10 protein-coding genes are annotated in these 20,417 nt (G+C 68.4%); 4 read left to right on the top strand and 6 right to left on the bottom strand.

Annotation, left to right across the window (positions count from 1 at the left end; all coding sequences use genetic code 11):
• Nucleotides 1-209 (top strand): hypothetical protein (locus FHW58_RS27350; protein WP_218892897.1); only part of this gene is annotated, 209 nt, incomplete at its 5' end.
• Here FHW58_RS27350 and FHW58_RS26595 read toward each other — a convergent pair.
• The 6 genes from FHW58_RS26595 to FHW58_RS26570 form a co-directional block, all read right to left on the bottom strand.
• Nucleotides 206-763 carry a GNAT family N-acetyltransferase gene (locus tag FHW58_RS26595; protein WP_218892896.1) on the bottom strand — a complete coding sequence of 186 codons (558 nt, stop codon included), beginning with the start codon at nucleotides 761-763 and terminating at the stop codon, nucleotides 206-208. The two genes, FHW58_RS27350 and FHW58_RS26595, sit on opposite strands and share 4 nt — an antisense overlap.
• Nucleotides 760-1,878, bottom strand: a complete 1,119-nt coding sequence (locus tag FHW58_RS26590) for a DegT/DnrJ/EryC1/StrS aminotransferase family protein (protein WP_179676199.1) — start codon at nucleotides 1,876-1,878, stop codon at nucleotides 760-762. The genes FHW58_RS26595 and FHW58_RS26590 overlap by 4 nt, the downstream gene beginning before the upstream one ends.
• On the bottom strand, nucleotides 1,875-2,756 hold the full coding sequence (locus tag FHW58_RS26585; protein WP_179676198.1) for a WxcM-like domain-containing protein: 882 nt from the start codon (nucleotides 2,754-2,756) through the stop codon (nucleotides 1,875-1,877). The genes FHW58_RS26590 and FHW58_RS26585 overlap by 4 nt, the downstream gene beginning before the upstream one ends.
• 13 nt (nucleotides 2,757-2,769) lie before the next feature.
• On the bottom strand, nucleotides 2,770-3,645 hold the full coding sequence (locus FHW58_RS26580; protein WP_179676197.1) for a glycosyltransferase family A protein: 876 nt from the start codon (nucleotides 3,643-3,645) through the stop codon (nucleotides 2,770-2,772).
• 16 nt (nucleotides 3,646-3,661) lie between these two features.
• Nucleotides 3,662-6,865, bottom strand: coding sequence for a methyltransferase domain-containing protein (locus FHW58_RS26575; protein WP_179676196.1), 3,204 nt, complete (start codon nucleotides 6,863-6,865; stop codon nucleotides 3,662-3,664).
• Between the two features lie 196 nt (nucleotides 6,866-7,061).
• Nucleotides 7,062-17,354, bottom strand: a complete 10,293-nt coding sequence (locus tag FHW58_RS26570; protein ID WP_304506279.1) for a hypothetical protein — start codon at nucleotides 17,352-17,354, stop codon at nucleotides 7,062-7,064.
• 208 nt (nucleotides 17,355-17,562) lie between these two features.
• On the opposite strand from FHW58_RS26570, the gene nudC reads away from it, so the two are divergent.
• From nudC to FHW58_RS26555, 3 genes are read left to right on the top strand one after another with little or no spacing between them, the layout of a single operon-like run.
• On the top strand, nucleotides 17,563-18,378 hold the full coding sequence (gene nudC, locus FHW58_RS26565) for an NAD(+) diphosphatase (protein WP_179676208.1): 816 nt from the start codon (nucleotides 17,563-17,565) through the stop codon (nucleotides 18,376-18,378).
• A 54-nt stretch (nucleotides 18,379-18,432) separates the two neighbouring features.
• Nucleotides 18,433-18,993, top strand: coding sequence for a GTP cyclohydrolase I FolE (gene folE / locus FHW58_RS26560; RefSeq protein ID WP_179676195.1), 561 nt, complete (start codon nucleotides 18,433-18,435; stop codon nucleotides 18,991-18,993).
• A gap of 17 nt (nucleotides 18,994-19,010) precedes the next feature.
• Nucleotides 19,011-20,312 (top strand): thioredoxin family protein, encoded by a 1,302-nt coding sequence (locus tag FHW58_RS26555; protein WP_179676194.1) that lies wholly within the window; start codon nucleotides 19,011-19,013, stop codon nucleotides 20,310-20,312.
• Nucleotides 20,313-20,417: the final 105 nt, after the last annotated feature.

Here is a 20,417-nt window from a genome sequence, read left to right as displayed (position 1 = left end):
AGCGTGTGGTTGGTCGGGTTCAGCAGGGTTTGACCTGGTTGGGCGATGGCGGTAGGCATGATGTATTCTCCGTAAATTCAAAAATTTCGATTGGTTGCGCCTTGTTGGCGCTGCGTTGGAATGCATTATCCGTGAGCGCACAGCAAACAAAAAGCGGAAAACTTTCCGCCTTATTGTCGAAATTTTCGAAGATGGAAAAATGCGCCTAGAACGCGACCTTGGCGCCGTCCGGCAGGAACTTGCGGTATTGCGCCAGCGCGCCGAGGATGGCGTCGTGGCTCATTTCGTAGTGGTACTCGGTCTCCAACTCCGCCACCTGGACCGCGCCGAAGCGCAGGTGGAAGCTGATGACGCCGTCATTGCCCTTGCTGACCTGGAAGTGCGAGCGCGTAAAGCCCAGTTGCAGCGCGAAGTCGTAGATGATCAGCGCCGATTCCACGCCAAAGCCGCTGGGCGCGTCGTCGCTCTTGATCCAGGAACCCCAGCAGAAGGAATCGCCCTGCTGGTCGTACAGCCGCACCGTGCCGACTGGCTGGCCGTCCAGCGTGCAGATGATGAAGTAGATCTGGCTGTCGTCGGCGGCGTAACGGGTCAGCCAGTCGCGCTGCTGCTGCACGTCGGACGAGGTGGCGGACAGGTAGCGGTTCTTGGTCTCGTCGGTGCGCAGCGACAGGATGAATTCGGCGTCGTCGACGGTGGCGTCGCGGAACATCAGCTTGTGCCCGCGCACCGCTTTCGGCTTCACATAGCGCGGCGCGCTCATGCGGCGTCCAGTGCGGCGATGGCGGCGCGCACGGCGGCCACCACCTGGCGCGCCTCGTCGGCGGTCATGGTCGGGCCCATCGGCAGGCTCAGCACTTCGCGATGGATGGCCTCCGACACCGGCAGCGTGCCTTCGGCCAGGCCGAGTTCGGCATAGGCCGGCTGCAGGTGGGGCGGCAGCGGGTAGTGCACCAGCGTGCCGACGCCGGCCTCGGCCAGCTTGGCGGCCAGGGCGTCGCGTTGCGGGTGGCGCACCACGTACAGGTGCCATACCGGTTCGGCCCACGCGGGCACGAGCGGCAGGCGCAGGCTGGCGATGCCGGCCAGGCCTTCGTCATAGATGGCGGCGATGGCGGCGCGGGCGCGGTTCTGGCCGTCCAGCGCCGGCAGCTTGGCCGACAGCACGGCGGCCTGCAACTCGTCCAGCCGCGAGTTGTAGCCGGCCACTTCGTTGTGGTATTTCTTCTGCGAGCCGTAGTTGCGCAGCGTACGCAGCTTGTGCGCCAGGTCGTCGTCGTCGGTGGTGATGCCGCCGGCATCGCCCAGCGCGCCCAGGTTCTTGCCAGGGTAGAAGCTGAAGGCGGCGGCGTGGCCCAGCGCGCCGACCTTGCGGCCGCGGTACAGCGCGCCGTGCGCCTGGGCGCCGTCTTCGATCACCTTGAGCTTGTGCTTTTCCGCCAGCGCCATCAGCGGGTCCATGTCGGCCGCCTGGCCGTACAGGTGCACCGGGATGATGGCGCGGGTGCGCGGCGTGATGGCGGCTTCGACGCGCGCCGGGTCGAGGTTGTAGGTGCCTTCGACCGGTTCCACCGGCACCGGCGTGGCGCCGCAGTGCGAGGCGGCCAGCCAGGTGGCGATGTAGGTGTTGCTCGGCACGATGACTTCGTCGCCGGGGCCGATGTCCCAGGCTTTCAGCAGCAGGAAGATGGCGTCCAGGCCGTTGGCCACGCCGATCGCGTGCCGGGTGCCGCAGTAGGCGGCAAACGCCGCTTCAAACGCCGCCACTTCCTTGCCCAGCACGTACCAGCCGGAATGCAGCACGCGGCGCATCGCCTGTTCGATGTCGTCCTGCTGGGTGAGGTTGATGGCTTTCAGGTCGAGGAAGGGAATGCTCATGCGGGCTCCTGCGGGCGGGCGCGCTTCTCGGCCACGAATGCATCGTAGTCGCGGATGTAGTCGCCGGCCTCGTAGTAATGGGATGCGAATACCAACAGCACGGCATCGCTGGAATATTTGTACTGGATGCCCCAGGTCATCGGCGGCAGGTAGACGCCGACGTCGGGCGAATCGAGCTGCACTTCGCAGCGCTGCTCCAGGTCGTCCACCACCACCGCGCAGCTGCCTTTCACGCAGATCAGGAACTGGTGGCATTCGCGGTGCGCGTGTTCGCCGCGGGTCTTGTCGCTCGGCACGTTGAGCACCAGGAAGTAGCGCTTGGGCAGGAACGGGATTTCCTTCTCGAACTCGCCCACCGACAGGTCGCCGCGCGGGTCCTGCAGGAACTTGAAGCGGTGCAGCGTGACGCCGCCCACGCCCAGCGGCACCACCGACGGCTGCTCGGGGAAGGTGGCGCGCTGGTGCCAGTCCAGCGCCGGCGCGCCGCTGGCGTTCTGCACGTAGTCGGTGATGCGGGCCGGCGCGCCGCTGACGATGGCGTAGGGCGGCACGTTCTGCGCCACCACGGCGCCGGCCGCCACCACCGCGCCCTGGCCGAGGCGCACGCCCTGGCAGATCAGCGCGCCAGCGCCGACGCGGGCATCGGCGCCGATGACGATGTTGGCCGGCTGGCCGTTGGCCGGCGCCTCCAGCGTGACGTTGGGGCCGAGCTCGGCGCCGGCTTCCAGCCGCACGCCGGGCCACAACTGGGTATAGCCGCGCACGCGGCAGCCTTCGCCCACCTCGGCGCCGGCGTAGGCCACGACGAAGTCGCCCAGCGCGGCGCTGGCGGCCACGCTGGCGCCGGCATGCAGGCGGGCGGTATCGGAATGGGACATGGTGCGCCTCGCCTCAGAGCAGGTTGGCGCGGTAGGCGGTGTAGCGCGCGAACGCTTCGCCCATCTGCGGGAACACCGCGCCCAGGCGCTGGTTGACGCCGACCAGCGTCTCGTGCAGGCCGATCAGCTCGGCGGTGGTGATGGCGCCGGTCTCGTGCGCCGACACCGCCAGGTCGATGTAGTCGGAGAAGTTGTTGCCGAAGAACGGGTTGGAATGGGCGTTGGAGTTGGACTGCAGCCGCTGGTCGTGGCGGAAGTAGCTCAGTTCCTCGTCGACGTAGAACACCGAGCCGTTCTCGGTGAAGTTGATGTAGCTGGCGATGTCGGCCAGGCCCTTGGTGAAGTCGTGGCTGCCGCGCACGAACAGCTTGTGCCAGCCCAGTTCCCACAGCTTGGCGCGGCGGAACATCACCGTGGTCAGCTCGCCGATGTGGTTGCGCAGGTTGAGCACCATGTAGCGGTGCATGTCGATGCCGGACATGATGCCGCTGGCCTCGAAGGCGCGGCGGCTTTCCACCCGCATGTTGGCGATGTCGATCACCTGCGAGGCCGAGAACACCAGCTCGATCTCCGGCGACGACTGGAACGACGCCACCATGCGCTCGATGCAGAACGGGTGCAGCAGGTCGTCGTCGTACAGCGGCTTGATGTACTCGCCCTTGCCGGAGTAGAAGGCCGACAGCACGTTCTGCTCGCGCATCACGGTCGAGCGCTGGTAGATCACGCCCGGGAAGCGCTGGCAGATGGCCTTGATTTCCTCGGTCGGGCAGTTGTCGCTGACCAGGATCTCGGTGTTCGGATAGGTCTGGCCGATGGCCGAGCGCAGGCACATCTCGAAGTGGGCCGGCTTGTACGACGGGATGACGATGCTAACTAATGGCAAACTCATGAATGAATCCTTCAAATCAGGCGGCGACGGCGATGACGATGTATTGCCACGGCAGCGCGTCCTCGACCGCCACCACCGGGTCGATGCCGCTGGCGCCGGCCATCAGGCGGATCGCCGGCAGGTATTTCTCGCGCGCCGGCTCGTCGATGATGCGGGCGCTGCCGCCGCTGATCTGGAAGCCGGCCTGCTGGAACAGCTCCAGCATGGCGCCGCGCGTGAAGATGCGCTTGCGGTTCAGGTCCAGTCCCTGGGTGCCGTAGCGCAGGTCGCCGGCGTTCAGGCGCGCCTGCAGGCTCCAGTGCTGGAAGTTGCGGAGGGTGGCGATGATCTTGCCGCCCGGCGCGATGTTGGTGCGGATCTTCTGCACCATGCGCCACGGGTCGTCCATCTGCTCCAGCGTTTCATCCAGCACCCAGGTGTCGGCGCCGCGCACGTGGTCCCAGAAGTCGGGGCCGGCGTGTTCGAGGTCGTTGTTGTAGACGAAGTCGCAGTGCGGGCGGGCCGCCTGCACCAGCGCCGGGTCGGTTTCCATGCCGGTGTAGTTGCAGATCGGGTTGCGCTGCTTGTAGGCCTTGGCGAAGGCGCCGTCGCGGCAGCCGATCTCGACGATCTTGCGCGCCTCCGGCGGCATGAACTGCAGCAGGTCGGTGTTGACGGCGGTGCTGTTGGGCAGGTCGTAGTGGTAGCCGCCGGTGCGGCGCACCGTGCCCTGCCACGGATGCTTGATGTAGAACGGCGGCTTGTCGCCCTCGAAGTCGCTGCGCACCCACGGGATGTGCTTGAACAGATGGGTGTTGTTGCTGTGGTTGAGGGCCAGCATGGTGTGGATCATCGGCGCGCCGTGCTTGATCGGCAGCGGCCACTGGCGCATGACGTCGATGTTGACCAGCATGCAGGCCGGGTGCAGATAGTTGATGGCGCCATCCGGGCGGTCGTAGCCCTGCTCGTTGACCGGCTGGGTGCTGCCGACGCCGTACATGCCCGGCTTGAGCTCGCCATGCAGCGCCTCCAGGAAGCCGGCCTTGAGGATCTCGACGTCGGAATCCAGGAACAGCACCTCGCCCGACAGGCCCAGGTGCTCGATGGCCCAGGTCATGCCGGGGCCGTGGTGGATGTTGTAGCCGAACGGGATGAACTCGACGTTGTCGAAGGTGTCGGTGATGGCGCGGATTTTCTCGGCCACGTCCGGGTTCGAGCCGTCGATGATGTACACGCGGTTGGTGTAGAACTGGCGCAGCGTGCGCAGCAGCGCCTCGATCAGGTCCGGGGCGTTATAGGACACGGTGACGATCGGGATCTGGTCGATGCGCACCGGCTCGGCCGGCTGCTCGGACGGCTCCAGCGGGCGCACCGCGGGGCCCGGCGCGCCCAGGCGCGGCGCCGCCGGCTTGGCCACCTTGAGCAGCGCCGCCTCCATGTTGCGCACGAAGCGCGGGCTGTCGAACAGCGCGCAGGTCAGGCGGTTGGCGGCCAGCTGGCGCTTCATGGCGGCGATGCGCTGCGGGTTGCTGGCCAGCTCGACCGCCCTGTTTTCATAGTCCTCGAAGCTGTGGGTGATCAGCTGCGGCAGGTCGACCGCGCGCAGCAGGCTGCCGGCCATGCGCGACGAGAAGGTCTGGCCGGCACAGGTCAGCAGCGGCAGGCCGGCCCACAGGGCGTCGCTGGCGGTGGTGCCGGCGTTGAACGGGAAGGTGTCGAGGAACAGGTCGGCCAGCTGGTAGCGCGCCAGGTACTCGGCCGGCACGGCGCGGCTGTTGAACAGGATGCGGTTGCGGTCGATGCCGGCCTGCTCGGCGTAGCGCCACAGGTTCTCGCGCACCTCCGGATAGTCGGCCACCAGCCACAGCACCGAGTTCGGCACGCGGCGCAGGATGTTCATCCACACCGCGAACAGGTCGGGCGTGAACTTGAAGTTGTTGTTGAACGAGCAGAACACGAAGGCGTCGTCCGGCAGGCCGACCGAGGCGCGGGTCGGGGTCGGCGCGATGGCGCGCTGGCGGTCGTTGATCTGGAAGCAGTCCGGCAGGTGCAGCGGCTTCTCGGTGAAGAACGGCTCCATCTCCTTGGTGATCAGGAACGCGTCGGAGATCACGTAATCGATGCCGGGCAGGCCGGTGCTGCCGGGGAAGCCGAGGTAGGTCAGCTGCACCGGCGCCGGGCGGTAGGCGATGATCTGCGGGCGCGCGCCCAGGGTCAGGCCGTGCAGGTCGACCAGGATGTCGATCTCGTGGGCGCGGATGGTGCGCGCGGCCTGCTCGTCGGTCATCTTGTCGATGCGGATGTAATGGTCCATGGCCTTGACCACGCGGGCGCGGATCGGCGAGCCATCCTCGCGGCTCCAGCTGAAGGCGTAGACCTCGAACTTGCTGCGGTCGTGCAGCTCGTACAGCTCGGCGGTCAGGATGGACACCGCGTGCGAGCAGAAATCGGACGACAGGTAGCCGATGCGCAGGCGCTGGTGGCCGTAGCCGTGCTGGCCGGTCAGCGGCGCCACGGCGGCGTTGATCTTCTCGTTGACGAAGCGCTTGGCGGCGGCCAGCTGCTGGGCCGGATCGGCGGACGCGCTCAGCATGGCCAGCGCCGACGTGCCTTCCATCATGGTGGCCACCGAGATGTTTTCCAGGCCGCTGTACACCGGCCACTCGCACTGCTTCTGGCGCAGGTGGACCCAGTGGGTCATCACATTGGCCTGCTGCGGATCGACGCGCAGGCTGGTGGCCAGCATGGCCTCGGCCTCCGGATAGCGCTTCTGGATTTCCAGCAGGCGGCCGAGGTTGTTCAGGGTCTGCAGGTACAGCGTGCGGTTGGACTTGACGTCCGGCTCGATCGGATCGTTGAGGATGGATTGCCACATGGCCAGCGCGTCGTCCGGGCGGCCGGTGCGTTCCAGCAGGGTGCCGAGGTTGAGGCGGGCCTCGATGAAATGCGGGTTCTGGGCGATGGCCTTGCGCAACACCACTTCCGCGCCGGCATCGTCGCCGGCATTGGACAGCACCACGGCCAGGTTGAAGCAGGCGGCGTAGATCAGCGGCGACGGCGTGTGCTCGATCCAGGCGCGGTACAGGCCGATGGCGGCCGGCAGCTGTCCGCTTTCCTGCAAGACGGCGGCGGCGCCGAACAGATCGGCGATGGACAACTGGCCCTTGACGGCCATGGCCATGACGGAGCCCAGCGGGCTGTTATCGGTGGGGGTAGGTGCTGCAGGTGCTTGTGAGGTCATAGCAGAGCGTAGAGTGGAATCGGTCCGAGCCCTATCATACCTTTTTGCAGCAGGATAAGGGGCAACTTTTGGCTCTGGAGCAAGACTGTAAAACCACCTCTACTCCGGGGTCAGGTCCTCCATTTCTACACGAGCTGTGCCGTAAGCGTCGCTTACGGCACAGCTCGTGTAGAAATGGAGGACCTGACCCCGTCTTTTAGCGCTTGGGGGCGGCGAACCAGTGGTTGGCGGGTTCGTCGAACGTCTGCTTGCCGGTCAGCGCGGCGGTGGCGCCTTGCAGGCCTTGCGCGGCGTGGTAGTGCTGCAGCGCTTCGGACAGCGCCAGCGCCGGGGCGCTGGCGGCGGCCGATGCCGTCAACGTCAGCTGTTGCGCCGGCGCCGCAGGGGCGGGCGCGGCGGCGTAGCTGGCGATGGCGTGGCTCAGGCCGCTCACTTGCTGTTGCAGCGAGGCAGTGGACGTTGCTTTCTGCGCCAGGAACCAGGCGTCCGCGCTTTCGTGCACGCTGCCGTCGGTGCTGGTGTAGCTGGACGTCAGGCCGATCAGGTTGCCGTTCTGCTGGGTCAGCGTGCTGCTGGCCTTGGTGCTGATGGCGGCGATGTTCAGCTGGCTCAGCGTCTTCAACTCGTCGGCCTGGCTGATGCCGTCGCCGTTGCTGTCGACCCACACGCGCAGCGCGCCGTAGGCGCTGTCGGCGGCCGTGATCTGGCCGTCGCCGTTGCTGTCGAGCGCGGCCAGCGCGGCGTAGCCGTCCTTGGCCTTGCTGCCGTCGGCCAGCGTGGTGGCGCTGCCGAACAATTCGCTGCCGTCGTTGATGATGCCGTCGCCGTTGCGGTCCAGGGCCAGCAGGCCGTCATGGCGGTCGACCCAGCCGGTGGCGACCCGGTTGCCGTCGCCGCGGATGTCGAACTGGACGCCGGCGGCGATGCTTTGCGTTTGCACGCCGTTGCCGTCGAGGTCGAGGATCAGCGGCGTCGCGTAGTTGACCGACGCGCTGTTCAACGCCATGGTCTGGCTGATCGACATCGACGCCACCTGGGTGGCGGTCAGCGCGTTGGCCTGGCCCAGGCTCAGCGCGGCCAGCAGCGTGGTGCTCAGTGCCGGCACTTGCGCCGCCGTGAAGGCCTGGATCTGGTTGTTGCTGAACGCTTGCAGCTGGCTGACCTTGAGGCCGGCCACCTGGGTGTTGCTCAGGCCGGCGATCTGGTCGGTCGACAGGTAGCCGATCTGCGTCGTCGTCAGCGAGCCCAGCTGGCTGGTGCTCCACGCGGCCAGCTGGTCGGTGGTGAAGCCGTACAGCTGGGTCGCGTCCAGCGTGGCGATCTGGGCGTTCTTGAGCGCCGCCATCTGGGCGGTGGTCAGCGCCCCGGCCTGCTGGCCGGTCAGCGCGTTGAGCTGGGTGCTGCTCAGCGCCTGGATCTGCGCCGTGGTCAGCGCGCGCAACTGGTCGGAAGCGAGCACGCCGACCTGGTCGATGGTCAGCGCGGTGATCTGGCTGAGCTTGATCGAGGCGATCTGGTCGGTGCTGAGCGCCTGCACCTGCGGGTCGGACAGCGCGGCCAGCTGGGTGGTGGTCAGGTAGCCGATCTGCGTGGTGCGCAGCGCGGCGATCTGGCTGGTGCTGAAGGCGAACAGCTGGTCGGCCGTCATCGCGCCGAGCTGGGCGCTGGTCAGCGCCTGCACCTGGCTGGTGTTGAGGCCGGCCAACTGGCTGGTCGCCAGGCTGGCCACCTGCTGCGTGCCCAATGCGGCGACGTCGGCCGTGGTCAGCGCGCCCAGTTGGGCGGTCGACAGCGCGGTGACGGCGACCACGCTGAGCGCGGCGGCCTGCTGGGTGCTCAAGGCTTGCAATTGGTCGCTGCTGAAGACGCCGATCTGGGTGCCGTCCATCGCGGCGACCTGGGCGGTCTTGAGGCCGCGCACCTGGCCGGTGGTCAGCGCGACGGTCTGGTCGGTCGACAAGCCGGTGAACTGGCTGGCGGTCAGCGCGGCCACGTCCTGGGTGTCGAGCGCGGCGATCTGCGCGGTGCTGAACGCGGCCAGCTGGTCGGCGCTGAGCACCGGCATTTGCGCGGTGGACAGGCCGCTGACCTGGTCGGTGGTCAGCGCGGCAAGCTGATCGGTGCTGAGCGCGCTGGCTTGCAGCGTGGTCAGCGCGGCCAGTTGGGCCGTGCGCAGCGCCTGCATCTGGTCGCTGCTGAGCGCCGCCAGCGCGTCCAGCGTCAGGCCATAGGCCAGCTGGGCGGTGGTGAGGGCGCTGATGTGGCTGCTATCCAGGCCGGCCAGTTGATCGGTGCTGAGGCCGTTGGCCAGCTGGCTGGTACCCAACGCGGCAAACTGGGTCGTGGTCAGCGCGTTCAACTGCGCGGTGCTCAGCACGGCCAGCTGCACGGCGCTCAGGGCGCCGAGCTGGCGCGTGGCCAGCGCCTGCAGGTCGACCGTTTCCAGCGCGGCCAGCTGATCGGTGGTGAGCGCCGCCACTTGCTGCGTGCTCAGCGTGGCCGCCTGGGCGGTGCTGAGGGCCACGATCTGGTCGCTGGTCAGCGCGGCGATCTGCAGCGTCGCCAGGCTGGCGGTTTGCGCGGTGCGCAGCGCGCCCAGCTGGTCGGTGGTCAGCGCGGCGATGGCGTCGGTGCCGAGGCCGTAGGCCAGCTGGCTGGTGGTCAGCGCGCTGATGTGGTTGCTGTCCAGCGCGGCCAGTTGGGCCGTGGTCAGGCCGTTCAGCAGCTGGCTGGTGGTGAGCGCCGCCAGGCCGCTGGTGGCCAGGCTGTTCAACTGGTCGCTGCCCAGCGCGGTGATCTGGTCGCTGGTCAGCACCGTCAACTGGCGGGTGCCGAGCGCGTTGAGGTCGTCGGTTTCCAGCGCGGCCACCTGGTCGGTGGTCAGGACGGCGACCTGCTTGGTGCCCAGCGCGGCAGCCTGAGTCGTGGTCAGCGCGACGATCTGGTCGGTGCCGAGGCCGGCGCTGAGCTGGTCGGTGGTCAGCGTGGCGATCTGCGCGGTCGACAGCGACGCCAGCTGCTCGGTGTGCAGCGCGTGCAACTGGTCGGTGCTCAGCAGGTTGAACTGGGCGGTGGTCAGCGCCGCCAGGTCCGTCGTTTCCAGCGCGCCGATCTGGTCGCTCAGCAGCGCGTTCAGTTGCGTGCTGGTCAGTGCGCGCACCTGGCGGGTGCTCAGGGCCACGATCTGGTCGGTGCCCAGCGCGCCGATCTGGTCGGATTGCAGGTTGCGGATGGCGCTGGTATTGATGGCGCTGAACTGGTCGGTGCTCAGCGCGGCCAGCTGGCCGGTGCTCAGCACCAGCGCTTGCGCCGACGTCAGTGCGCCGACCTGGCCGGTGCTCAGGTGCGCGAACTGGTAGGTGGTCAGCGCGCCGATCATGGCGCTGGTCAGGCCGGTGAAGGCGGCGGTCGACAGTGCGTTCAACTGGTCGCTGGTCAGCGCGCCGAACTGGACGGTGCTGAGCGCGGTCAATTGGTTGCTGCGCAGCGCGACAAAGTCGTCCGTGCTGAGGGCGCTGACCTGGTCGGTGCCAAGGGCGCCGATCTGCGTCGCGCTCAGCGACACCACCTGGTTGCTGCTCAGCGTGGCGATGTGGTCGGTGCGCAGCGCGGCGATCTGGTCGGTGCCCAGCGCGGCCAACTGGGCCGTGGTGAGGGCGCCGACCAGGTCGGTGGTCAGCGCGCCGATGTTGGCGGTGGTGATGGCGGCCACCTGCGCGCTCTGCAGCGCGATGAAGTCGACCGTTTCCAGCGCGTCCAGTTGGTCGCTGCTGAGGGCGGCGATCTGCGCGGTGGCCAGGCCGATGGCCTGGGTGCTGGTCAGCGCCACCATCTGGTCGGTGGTGATCGCGCCGAACTGGGCGGCATTGAGCGCGCCGATCTGGCTGCTTGACAGCGTGGCGAAGTTGTCGGTGCTGATGGCGGCGATCTGGCTGCTGCTCAGCGCGTTCAGCGCGCGCGTGCTCAGGCTGTCGATCTGTTGCGAGGTCAGCAGGCCGATCTGGTCGCTGGTCAGCGCCTGCGCCTGGGCCGACGTCAGCGCGTTGATCTGGTCGGTGGTCAGGTGTTGCAACTGGTCCGGCGTCAGCGCGCCCAGCTGGTTCGTGCTGAGGGCGTTGATCTGGGCGGTGCGCAGCGCCTGCAGCGCGTCGGTGCCCAGCGCCTGCAACTGGTCGGTGCTCAGGGCGGCCAGCTGGCTGTTGGCCAGTGCCTGCACTTGCAGCGTGGTCAGCGCGGCCACGCGGTCCAGCGTCAGCGCCTGGAGCTGGTCGCTGCTGAGCGCCAGTACCTGCGCGGTTTTCAGCGCGGCCAGATCGTCCAGCTCGATGGCGCCCAGCTGGGCCGTGGTCAGCAGCGCGATTTGCGCGGTGGACAGCAGGCCGAATTGTTGCGTGGTCAGCTGGATGATCTGGTCGCTGCCGAGCGCCTGCAACTGCGTGCTGCTGAGCGCGCCCAGCTGCACGGCGCCGAAGCTTTGCAGCTGGAAGTCTTGCAGCGAATTAAGCTGATTGGTGGCCAGCGCGGCGATCTGCGCGGTGCGCAGCGCCACCAGGTCGTCGGTGCTGAGCGCCTGCAACTGGTCCGAGCCGAGCGCCAGCAGTTGCGCGCTGGTCAGTGCCTGCGCCTGGCCGGTGGTCAGCACGGCGATGCGGTCCGGCGTCAGCGCGCGGATCTGGTCGGTGCCGAGGGCGGCGATCTGCGCCGAGCGCAGCGCCACCAGGTCCACCAGCTCCAGCACGCCCAGCTGGGCGGTGGTCAGCGCCGCCAGCTGCCTGGTGCCGAGCACGGCGTACTGCTGGGTGCTCAGTTCAATGATCTGGTCCGAGCTCAGCGACTGCACCTGGTCGGTGCTCAGCGCGTTCATCTGGATCACGGTCAGCGCCTGCACCTGCGTCACGCCGAGCGCCTGCAACTGGTCGCTGCGCAGGATGGCGATCTGGGCGGTGCGCAGCGCGGCGACGTCATCGCTGCCCAGCGCCTGGATCTGCGCGGTGCTGAGGACGGCGGTCTGCTGGGTCGACAGGCCGCTGACCTGCGCCGAGGTCAGCACGCTGATCTGGTCGGTGCTGAGCCAGCCGATCTGGTCGGTGCGCAGCGCGGCCACCTGCGCGGTTTTCATCGCGGCCAGGTCCTGCAGTTCCAGCGCTTTGAGCTGGTCGCTGCCGAGCGCGGCCACGCCGTCGGTGCTGACGGCGCCGATCTGGCGGGTGGTCAGGGCGACGACCTGGTCGCTGTTGAGCGCGGCCACCTGGGCGGCGCTGAGGCCGGCGATCTGGGCGGTGGTGAGCGCCTGGATCTGGTCGGTGCCGAGGTTGTTGAGCGAACCCAGCGCGGCCAACTGGGCGATGCTCAGCGCGGCGAAGTCATCGGTGCTGAGCGCGGCCACCTGGTTCGAGGTCAGCGACGACAGCTGGGCGGTCGACAGCGCCGCCACCTGGTTGCTGCTGAGCGCAACGATCTGGTCGGTGCTGAGCAGCACCACCTGGTCGGTGCGCAAGGCGGCCAGCTGGGCGGTTTTGAGGGCGGCCATGTCGTCGGTGTTGAGCGCGGCCAGCTGGGCGGTGGCCAGGCTGGCGATCTGCGCCGTGGCCAGGCTGCTGACCTGGCGCGTGCTCAGCGCGGCGATCTGCGCCGTCAGCAGCGCCTGCAACTGCGCGGTGCTCAGCGAGGCCAGTTGCGCCGTGGTCAGCGCCTGCAACTGCGTGGTGGTGATGGCGTCCAGCTGGTTGCTGCCGAGCGCCTGCAACTGCGCGGTCTTCAGCGCGGCCAGGTCCTGCGATTCCAGCGCCTGGATCTGGTCGGTGCCCAGCGCGCCCAGTTGCAACGTGTTCAGGTTGGCCACTTGCAGCGTGGTCAGCGCGGCGATCTGGGCGCTGTTCAGCAGCGCAATCTGGCTGGTCTGCAGGGCGTTGATCTGCGCCGTTTTCAGCGCGGCCAGGTCGTCGGTTTCCAGCGCGGCCAACTGGCCGGCGCTGAGCGACTGCACTTGCGCCGTGCCCAGGCTGGCGGCCTGCAGGGTGCTGAGCGCGATGATCTTGTCGCTGCCCAGCGACTGGAACTGGCTGGTTGTCAGCGCCGCCAGCTGCGCCGTGGTCAGCGCGTGGAACTGGCCGCCCAGCAGCGCGGCCAGCTGGTCGGTGCTGAGCGCCGCCACCTGCGCGGTCTTCAGCGCGGCGATGTCGGCGGTGGAGAAGGTTTGCAGCTGGGCGGCGCCGAGCGCGGCCAGTTGCGCGGTGCTCAGGCTGCTGGCCTGCAGCGTGGTCAGCGCCTCGGCCTGGGCGGTGCTCAGGCCGGCGATCTGGGCCGTGCTGAGGGCGGCGATCTGCTGGGTCTTGAGCGCGGCCAGGTCCTGGCTGTCCAGTGCGTTCAGCTGGTCGCTGCCGAGGGCGGCGAGCTGCTGGCTGGTGAGGTTGCTGACCTGCAGCGTCGACAGCGCGGCCAGTTGGGCGCTGTCGAGCGCGGCGATCTGGTTGCTGCGCAGCGCGGCGATCTGCTGCGTCTTCAGTTGACCGAGCAGGGTGGTGCCGAGGGCGGCGAGCTGGTCGCTGCCCAGTTGCGGGATCTGCGCCGTGCCCAGGCTCAGCGCCTGGGCGCTGGTCAGCGCGGCGATCTGCTGCGTGGCCAGGTTTTGCAGCTGGCTGCTGTTCAGCGCCTGCAGTTGCGCGGTGGTCAGCGCCTGCACCTGCGTGCTGCTCAGGGCGTTCAGGCTGTCGCTGCCGAGGCCGGCGATCTGCGCGCTGCGCAGCGCGGCCAGGTCGCGCGTTTCCATCGCCGCGATCTGGCTGGTGGTCAGCGCGTTCAGCTGGCGGGTGCTCAGGTTGCTCACTTGCAGCGTGCTGAGGGCAACAATCTGGTCGCTGCCGAGGACGGCGATCTGGCTGTCGCTCAGCGCGGCGATCTGCTGCGTCTTCAGCGCGGCCAGGTCGACGGTTTCCAGCGCCTGCAACTGGTTGCTGCTCAGCGCGGCCACTTGCGCGGTGCCGAGGTTGCTGGCTTGCAGCGTGCTCAGCGCGGCGATCTTGTCGGTGCCCAGCGCTTGCAACTGCGCCGTGCCCAGTGCCGCCAGCAGGCGGGTGCTGAGGGCGCTGACGTGGGCCAGGTCCAGCGCGGCCACGGTGGCGCTGCCGAGCGACGCCACCTGGGCGGTGGTGAAGGCGTTCAAGTCCTGCGTTTCCAGCGCGTTGAGCTGGTCGGTCGACAGCCGCGCCAGCTGGGCGGTGGACAGCGTGCTGGCCTGCAGCGTGGTCAGCGCGACGATCTGGTCGGTGGTGACGGCGGCCAGCTGGTTGCTGCTCAACGCGTTGAGCTGGCTGCTCTTCAGCGCGGCAAAGTCGGCCGTGTCCAGCACCGACAGCTGGCTGGTCAGCAGGTAGCCGACCTGGGTGGTGGTCAGCGCGCCCACTTGCAGCGTGGTCAGGGCGCCGATCTGGGTGCTGCTCAGCACCTGGATCTGGTCCGAGGTCATCTGGATGATCTGCTCGGTCTTCAGCGCCGCCACCTGGGCTGGCGTCAGCGTGGCGATGCTCTTGGTGCCCAGGCCCAGCAGCTGGCTGGTGCGCAGCGCGGCGAAGTCCTGGGTTTCCATCACGGCCAGCTGGTCGGTGGTGAGGGCGTTCAACTGCACGCCGGTCAGCGCGCTGGCCTGGGCGGTGGTCAGCGCGATGATCTGGTCGGTGGTCAGGGCGCTGATCTGGCCCGGCGTCAGGGCGACGATCTGCTGGGTCTTGAGGGCGGCGAAGTCGCGCGTTTCCAGCGCGGAGACCTGGTTGCTGGACAGCGCGCCGATTTCACGCGTGTTGAGCGCGCTGGCTTGCAGCGTGCTCAGCGCCACGATCTGGTCGGTGGTCAGGGCCGCCACCTGCGTGTTGCTCAGCGCGTTGAGGACGGCGGTGGTCAGCGCGGCGATCTGCGCGGTGGGCAGCGCCGCCAGCGCGTCGGTGTTCAGCGCCGACACCTGGGCGGTTTTCAGCGCGGCCAGGCTGGCGGTCGGCAGCGCGGCCAACTGGTCGGAATTGAGCGTGGCCAGTTGCTGGCTGCTCAGGTTGGCCACCTGCAGCGTGCCGAGTGCGGCGATCTGGGTGGTGCTGAGCTGGCTGATCTGGCTGGTGGTCAGGGCGACGATCTGCTGCGTCTTGAAGGCCGCCAGGTCGCGCGTTTCCAGCGCGCCCAGCTGGTCGCTGGACAGCGCGGCGATCTGGCGCGTGGCCAGTTGCGCGCTCTGCAGCGTGGTCAGCGCGACGATCTGGTCGGTGGTGATGGCGCCGACTTGCGCGCTGGTCAGGCTGCTCAGCACATTGGTGGTCAGCGCGGCGAACTGGGTGGTGGTGAGGGCGGCGACGGCATTGCTGCCGAGCGCGATCGCCTGCTGCGAGTTCAGCGCGGCCAGGTCGCGGGTTTCCATCACGGCCACCTGGTCGGTGCCGAGCGCGGCCACTTGGGTGGTGCTCAGCGCCGCCACCTGCTGCGAGCCGAGGCCGATGATCTGGTCGCTGCTCAGTACCACCAGCTGGGCGCTGCGCAGGGCGGCGATCTGCTGCGTCTTGAAGGCGGCCAGGTCCTGCGTCTGCAAGGCGCTCAGCTGGTCCGAGGTCAGCGCGGCAACCTGGCGCGTGGCCAGGGCGCTGCTTTGCACAGTGCTCAGCGCCACGATCTGGTCGGTCGACAGCGCGGCGAACTGGGCGGTGCTCAGCGCGCTCAGCACGGCGGTGCTCAGCGCGGCGATCTGCGCGGTGCTGAAGGCGTTGACGTTGTCGCTGGACAGCGCCGCCACCTGCTGCGATTGCAGCGCGCCGAGCGCAGCCGACGACAGCGACAGTACTTGCGTGCTGCTCAGCGCGGCCACTTGCTGGGTGCTCAGCGCGGCGACTTGCTGCGAGCTCAGGCTGGTGATCTGGTCGGTGCTCAGCGCGCGCAATTGGCTGGTGGTCAGCGCCACCACCTGCGCGGTCTTCAGCGCGGCCAGGTCGCGCGATTCCAGCGCGTTCAACTGGTCGCTGCTCAGCGCGGCGACCTGCTGCGTGGTCAGGTTGGCCGCCTGGGCCGTGGTGAGGGCGGCGATCTGTGCGTTGTCGAGCGCGGCCAGTTGGCGCGTGCTCAGCGTGGACAACTGGGCCGTGGTCAGCGCGGCGATCTGGTTGCTGCCGAGGGCGGCGATGGCGGCCGTGGCGAGGCCGCCGATCTGGCTGGTCTTCAGCGCGGCCAGGTCGGCCGTCTCCAGCGCGGCCACCTGGTCGGTGGACAGCGCCGCCAGTTGCTGCGAGCTCAGCGCGCCAGCCTGGGCGCTGCGCAGCGCCACGATCTGGTCGGTGGTCAGCGCGGCCAGTTGCGCCGTGCCGAGGGCGTTGACCTGGGCCGTGCCCAGCGCCGCCAGGTCGGCGGTTTCCAGCGCGGCCAGCTGCGCGCTGGTCAGCGCCTGCACCTGCAGCGTGGTCAGCGCGGCTGCCTGCGCGGTGCGCAGCGAAACAATCTGGTCAGTGGTGAGGGCGCGCACCTGCGCGGTCGGCAGCGCGGCGATCTGCGCGGTGCTCAGCGCGGCGATCTGGTTGGTGCCCAGCACGGCGGTGGTGGCGGTGTTCAGCGCGGCCAGCTGCTGGCTCTTCAGCGCGGCCAGGTCCTGCGATTCCATCGCGGCCAGCTGGTCGCTGGACATCAGGCTCAGCTGCAAGGTGGTCAGCGCCTGCGCCTGGGCGGTGGTCAGGGCGGCGATCTGGTCGCTGTTGAGGGCGGTGAACTGCCTGGTGGTCAGCGCGGCGATCTGCTGCGTCTTCAGCACGGCCAGGCCGGCGGTGCCCAGCGCGGCCAGTTGGTCGGTGCCGAGGCGGCCGATCTGCGTGGTCGACAGGCTGGTGGTCTGCGCCGTGCTCAGCGCGTCCAGCTGGCCGCTGGTCAGCGCGCCCAGCTGGGTGGCGTCCAGCGTGTTCAGCTGCTGCGAGGTCAGCGCGGCGACATCATGGGTGCCGAGGCTGGCGATCTGGGCGCTGGTCAGCGCGGCGATCTGCTGGGTCTTCAGCGACGCGGTCTGGGCCGTGGTGAGGGCCTGGATCTGGTCGCTGCCGAGCGCGCGCAACTGGTCGCTGCCCAGCGTGACCAGTTGCGCGGTCTTGAGCGCGGCCAGGTCCTGGGTTTCGATGACGCCGACCTGGGCCTGGCTCAGCATGGCGAGCTGGGCGCTGGTAAGCGCGCCGAACTGCAGCGTGGTGAGGCCGGCGCTCAGCTGGCTGGTGGTCAGGCTGGCGAACTGTCCAGTGGTGAAGGCGGCCACCTGGCGCGTCGACAGCGCGTTCAGCTGCTGCGTGCTGATGGCCTGCAACACCGGCGTGGTCAAGGCGCGCAGCTGGGCCGTGCCGATCCAGCTGAGCTGGTCGGTACTGAGCACGGTCATCTGCAGCGTGCTGAGCGCGGCGGCGTCGGCCGTGGTCAGCGCGGCGATCTGCGACGATTGCAGTGCCTTGATTTGGTCGGTCGTAAGTTCGGATATATTGAATGCCATGTCTGATAATCTCCCACGGGAAATATATCTTACCGTTAACGCGGTTTAAGCCGGGAAAAAAGACTGAATTTAGTGCCAATTCTTGGCCTGAAAACAATGACTTAGCGCTCATTTTGTCATCCGGATGTCATGAATTTGAGGCAGCAAAATAAGTAATCAGGAAACACTGTAAGATGCGGTGTTGCCCGATTCCTTTATTTTCCCGGCCATGCTGCAGACTCCCGCCACATTTGAGCCCGTCATCCGTCCCCAGGACCACGACCATCCCCTGACCTTTGTCTTCCATCGCGGAGAGTTGCTTTTGCGCAACAGCGTGATGGGCCTGCCGGACGCGGCGCACCTGCGCGGCCTGCCGTTGGCGCCGGAGCGCATCCATCCGCTGGGGCTGTGGGAGGGGCGCTACTACCAGGCCGCGTGGCTGGATGAGCCGCTGCTGCCGGGGGCGGATTTTGGCTACCACGGAATGCGCGGGCTGTTCGGCGTGCTGGACGATGGTTTCCTTGGCGTGGCCGGGCGTGCCTTCCAGCTGGTCGAGTGGGCGCGTACCCATCGCTATTGCGGCGTGTGCGCCACCGCGCTGCAACTGCTCGAAGGCGAGCGCTGCTACAAATGTCCGAACTGCGGCCACAGCGCCTATCCGCGCATTTCGCCGGCCATGATGGTGCTGGTGCGCAAGGGCGAGCAGGTGCTGCTGGCCATGCACACCAACTCGCCGTACCAGCGCTACACGGCGCTGGCCGGCTTCCTGGAGGCCGGCGAGTCGGTCGAGGAGGCGATCCACCGCGAGGTGTTCGAGGAAGTCGGGCTCAAGGTGCACAACCTGAAGTACTTCGGCAGCCAGTCATGGCCGTTCCCGCACTCGCTGATGCTGGCCTATACCGCCGACTACCTGGACGGCGAGATCCGCGTCCAGCCGAGCGAAATCGCCGACGCCCGCTGGTTCGGCCCGGACGACGCGTGGCCGGAACTGCCGGTCAAGGTGTCGATCGCCGCGCGCCTGATCGACGCCCACCGGCCCCGGTGAGGCCGGCGCATTTTCTGTATACTGTCGGGCTATTTCAAAAAAAGGTGTTGCATCATGTCCCAAGAATTTACGGAAAACGACTGGCGCCGGCTGATTGCCAGCATCGGCGAAGACCCCGACCGTCCCGGCCTGCTGGAAACCCCGGCCCGCGTTGCCAAGGCCTGGCAGCACTGGACCTCGGGCTACGGGCAAGACCCGGTCGCGCTGCTGAAGGCGTTTGAGGACGGCGCCGAGCAGTACAACGAATTCATCATCGTGCGCAACATCCCGGTGTACAGCCACTGCGAGCACCACCTGGCGCCGTTCTTCGGCAAGGCCACCATCGGCTACATCCCGAACGGCAAGATCGTCGGCCTGTCCAAGCTGACCCGCCTGGTTGACTGCTTCGCCAAGCGCCTGCAGGTGCAGGAACGCATGACCATGCAGATCGCCAACGCGCTGATGGAAGTGCTGGAGCCGAAAGCGGTGGGCGTCATCGTCAAATGCCGCCACCTGTGCATGGAAAGCCGCGGCATCCGCACGCCGGGCGAAGAAACCGTCACCTCGGCCATGCTGGGCGAACTGCAACCCAACCTGGCGATGCGCACCGAATTCCTGGCGCTGGCCAGGGACTGAAGGCGAGGGCGGCGACGATGGCAATTGCATGGCTGAACGGCGACCTCGACGCCGCCCTGGCGCTGGCGCGCGCGCAACAGCGTCCGCTGTTCCTGTACTGGGGCGCGGCGTGGTGCCCGCCGTGCAACCGGGTCAAGGCCGAGATTTTCGCGCGCGCCGAGTTTGCCGCGCGCGCGGCCTCGGTGCTGTGCTACCACCTCGACGGCGACAGCCCCGGCGCCCAGGCGCTGGCCGCGCGTCACCAGTTGCGCAGCTACCCGACGCTGGTGCTGTTCGCGCCGGACGGCAGCGAAATCACGCGCCTGCCGTGCGAGCTGGACGGCGAACTGTTTGTTGCCGCCTTCGACGTCGCGCTGGCCGTGCACCAGGCCGGCGCATCGGCTGCCGCCGCGCTGGAGGCGGCGCTGAGCGCATCGCGCGCCCTGCGTGCCGACGAGTGGTCGCTGCTGAGCCACTACTCGTGGGACACCGACGAGGGCAAGCTGCTCGGCACGCGCGCGCTGGCGCCCACGCTGACGGCGCTGGCCGCCGCCAGCACCAATCCGGACGCCGCCACGCGCTTGCGGCTGCACGCCGCACTGGCCAGCGGCAGCGCCGACGCCGACGCGCTGCTGGCGCTGCTGGCCGACGCCCGGCTGGCGCGCTCCAACATGGACATCCTCAACAACAGTGGCCTCAACCTGATCAAGATCGCCGGCCGGCGCGAGGAACTGGCGGCCGCGCTGGGCGGCGTGGCGGCGCAATGGGCGGACGACTTCTGGCTCGGCGCGCCCGACCGCCTGATGGCGGCGCGGCTGCAGATGCGCATGGCGCGCCTGCTGGCGCCCACGCAGGGGCTGCAGGACCAGGTGCTGGCGCGGGTGCGTGACGCGCTGGCCGAATCGACCGATCCGTACGAGCGCCACACGCTGGTCAACACCGCCGTCAGCGCGCTGAACGACGCCGGCCTGGCGGCGCAGGCGGAGCAAGTGTTGCTGGACGAATTGCCGCGTTCGCATTCGCCGTACTACTTCATGCTGAGTCTGGCGGCCAGCGCGCGGCGCCGCAACGACATCGCGGGCGTGCTGGACTGGTACGGCAAGGCCTGGGACGCGGCGCGCGGCCCGGCCACGCGGCTGCAATGGGGCGTGACTTACCTGACCAGCGTGCTCGACCTGGCACCGCAGGACAGCGTTCGCATCGCGCAGGCCGCGCAAGGCCTGCTGGCCGACATCCAGGCGGCGGGCGCCGACGCCCGCCAGCAGCGCAACCTGAGCCAGCTGCAAAAGCTCGCCGCCAGACAAGCCAGCCTCCCGGCCGCCCTCGCCGCCGCGCTCTAACCCGATAATCCGGGGTCAGGTCCTCCATTTCTACACGGCCTCTGCCGTACGCGCGCGTACGGCAGAGGCCGTGTAGAAATGGAGGACCTGACCCCGGAGTTTGCG

This window comes from Duganella sp. 1224 (assembly GCF_013408245.1).
Classification (GTDB): domain Bacteria; phylum Pseudomonadota; class Gammaproteobacteria; order Burkholderiales; family Burkholderiaceae_D; genus Rugamonas.
Note: the sequence above shows the minus strand (reverse complement) of the source record. Positions and strands in the feature narration are given on the sequence as shown.

What these genes read in the sequence shown, in the direction of transcription:
- FHW58_RS26570 (WP_304506279.1), bottom strand. Translation starts at nt 17,354, where the DNA reads ATGGCATTCAATATATCCGAACTTACGACCGACCAAATCAAGGCACTG.
- FHW58_RS26590 (WP_179676199.1), bottom strand. Translation starts at nt 1,878, where the DNA reads ATGAGCATTCCCTTCCTCGACCTGAAAGCCATCAACCTCACCCAGCAG.
- FHW58_RS26580 (WP_179676197.1), bottom strand. Translation starts at nt 3,645, where the DNA reads ATGAGTTTGCCATTAGTTAGCATCGTCATCCCGTCGTACAAGCCGGCC.
- FHW58_RS26575 (WP_179676196.1), bottom strand. Translation starts at nt 6,865, where the DNA reads ATGACCTCACAAGCACCTGCAGCACCTACCCCCACCGATAACAGCCCG.
- FHW58_RS26555 (WP_179676194.1), top strand. Translation starts at nt 19,011, where the DNA reads ATGGCAATTGCATGGCTGAACGGCGACCTCGACGCCGCCCTGGCGCTG.
- FHW58_RS26595 (WP_218892896.1), bottom strand. Translation starts at nt 763, where the DNA reads ATGAGCGCGCCGCGCTATGTGAAGCCGAAAGCGGTGCGCGGGCACAAG.
- folE (WP_179676195.1), top strand. Translation starts at nt 18,433, where the DNA reads ATGTCCCAAGAATTTACGGAAAACGACTGGCGCCGGCTGATTGCCAGC.
- FHW58_RS26585 (WP_179676198.1), bottom strand. Translation starts at nt 2,756, where the DNA reads ATGTCCCATTCCGATACCGCCCGCCTGCATGCCGGCGCCAGCGTGGCC.
- nudC (WP_179676208.1), top strand. Translation starts at nt 17,563, where the DNA reads ATGCTGCAGACTCCCGCCACATTTGAGCCCGTCATCCGTCCCCAGGAC.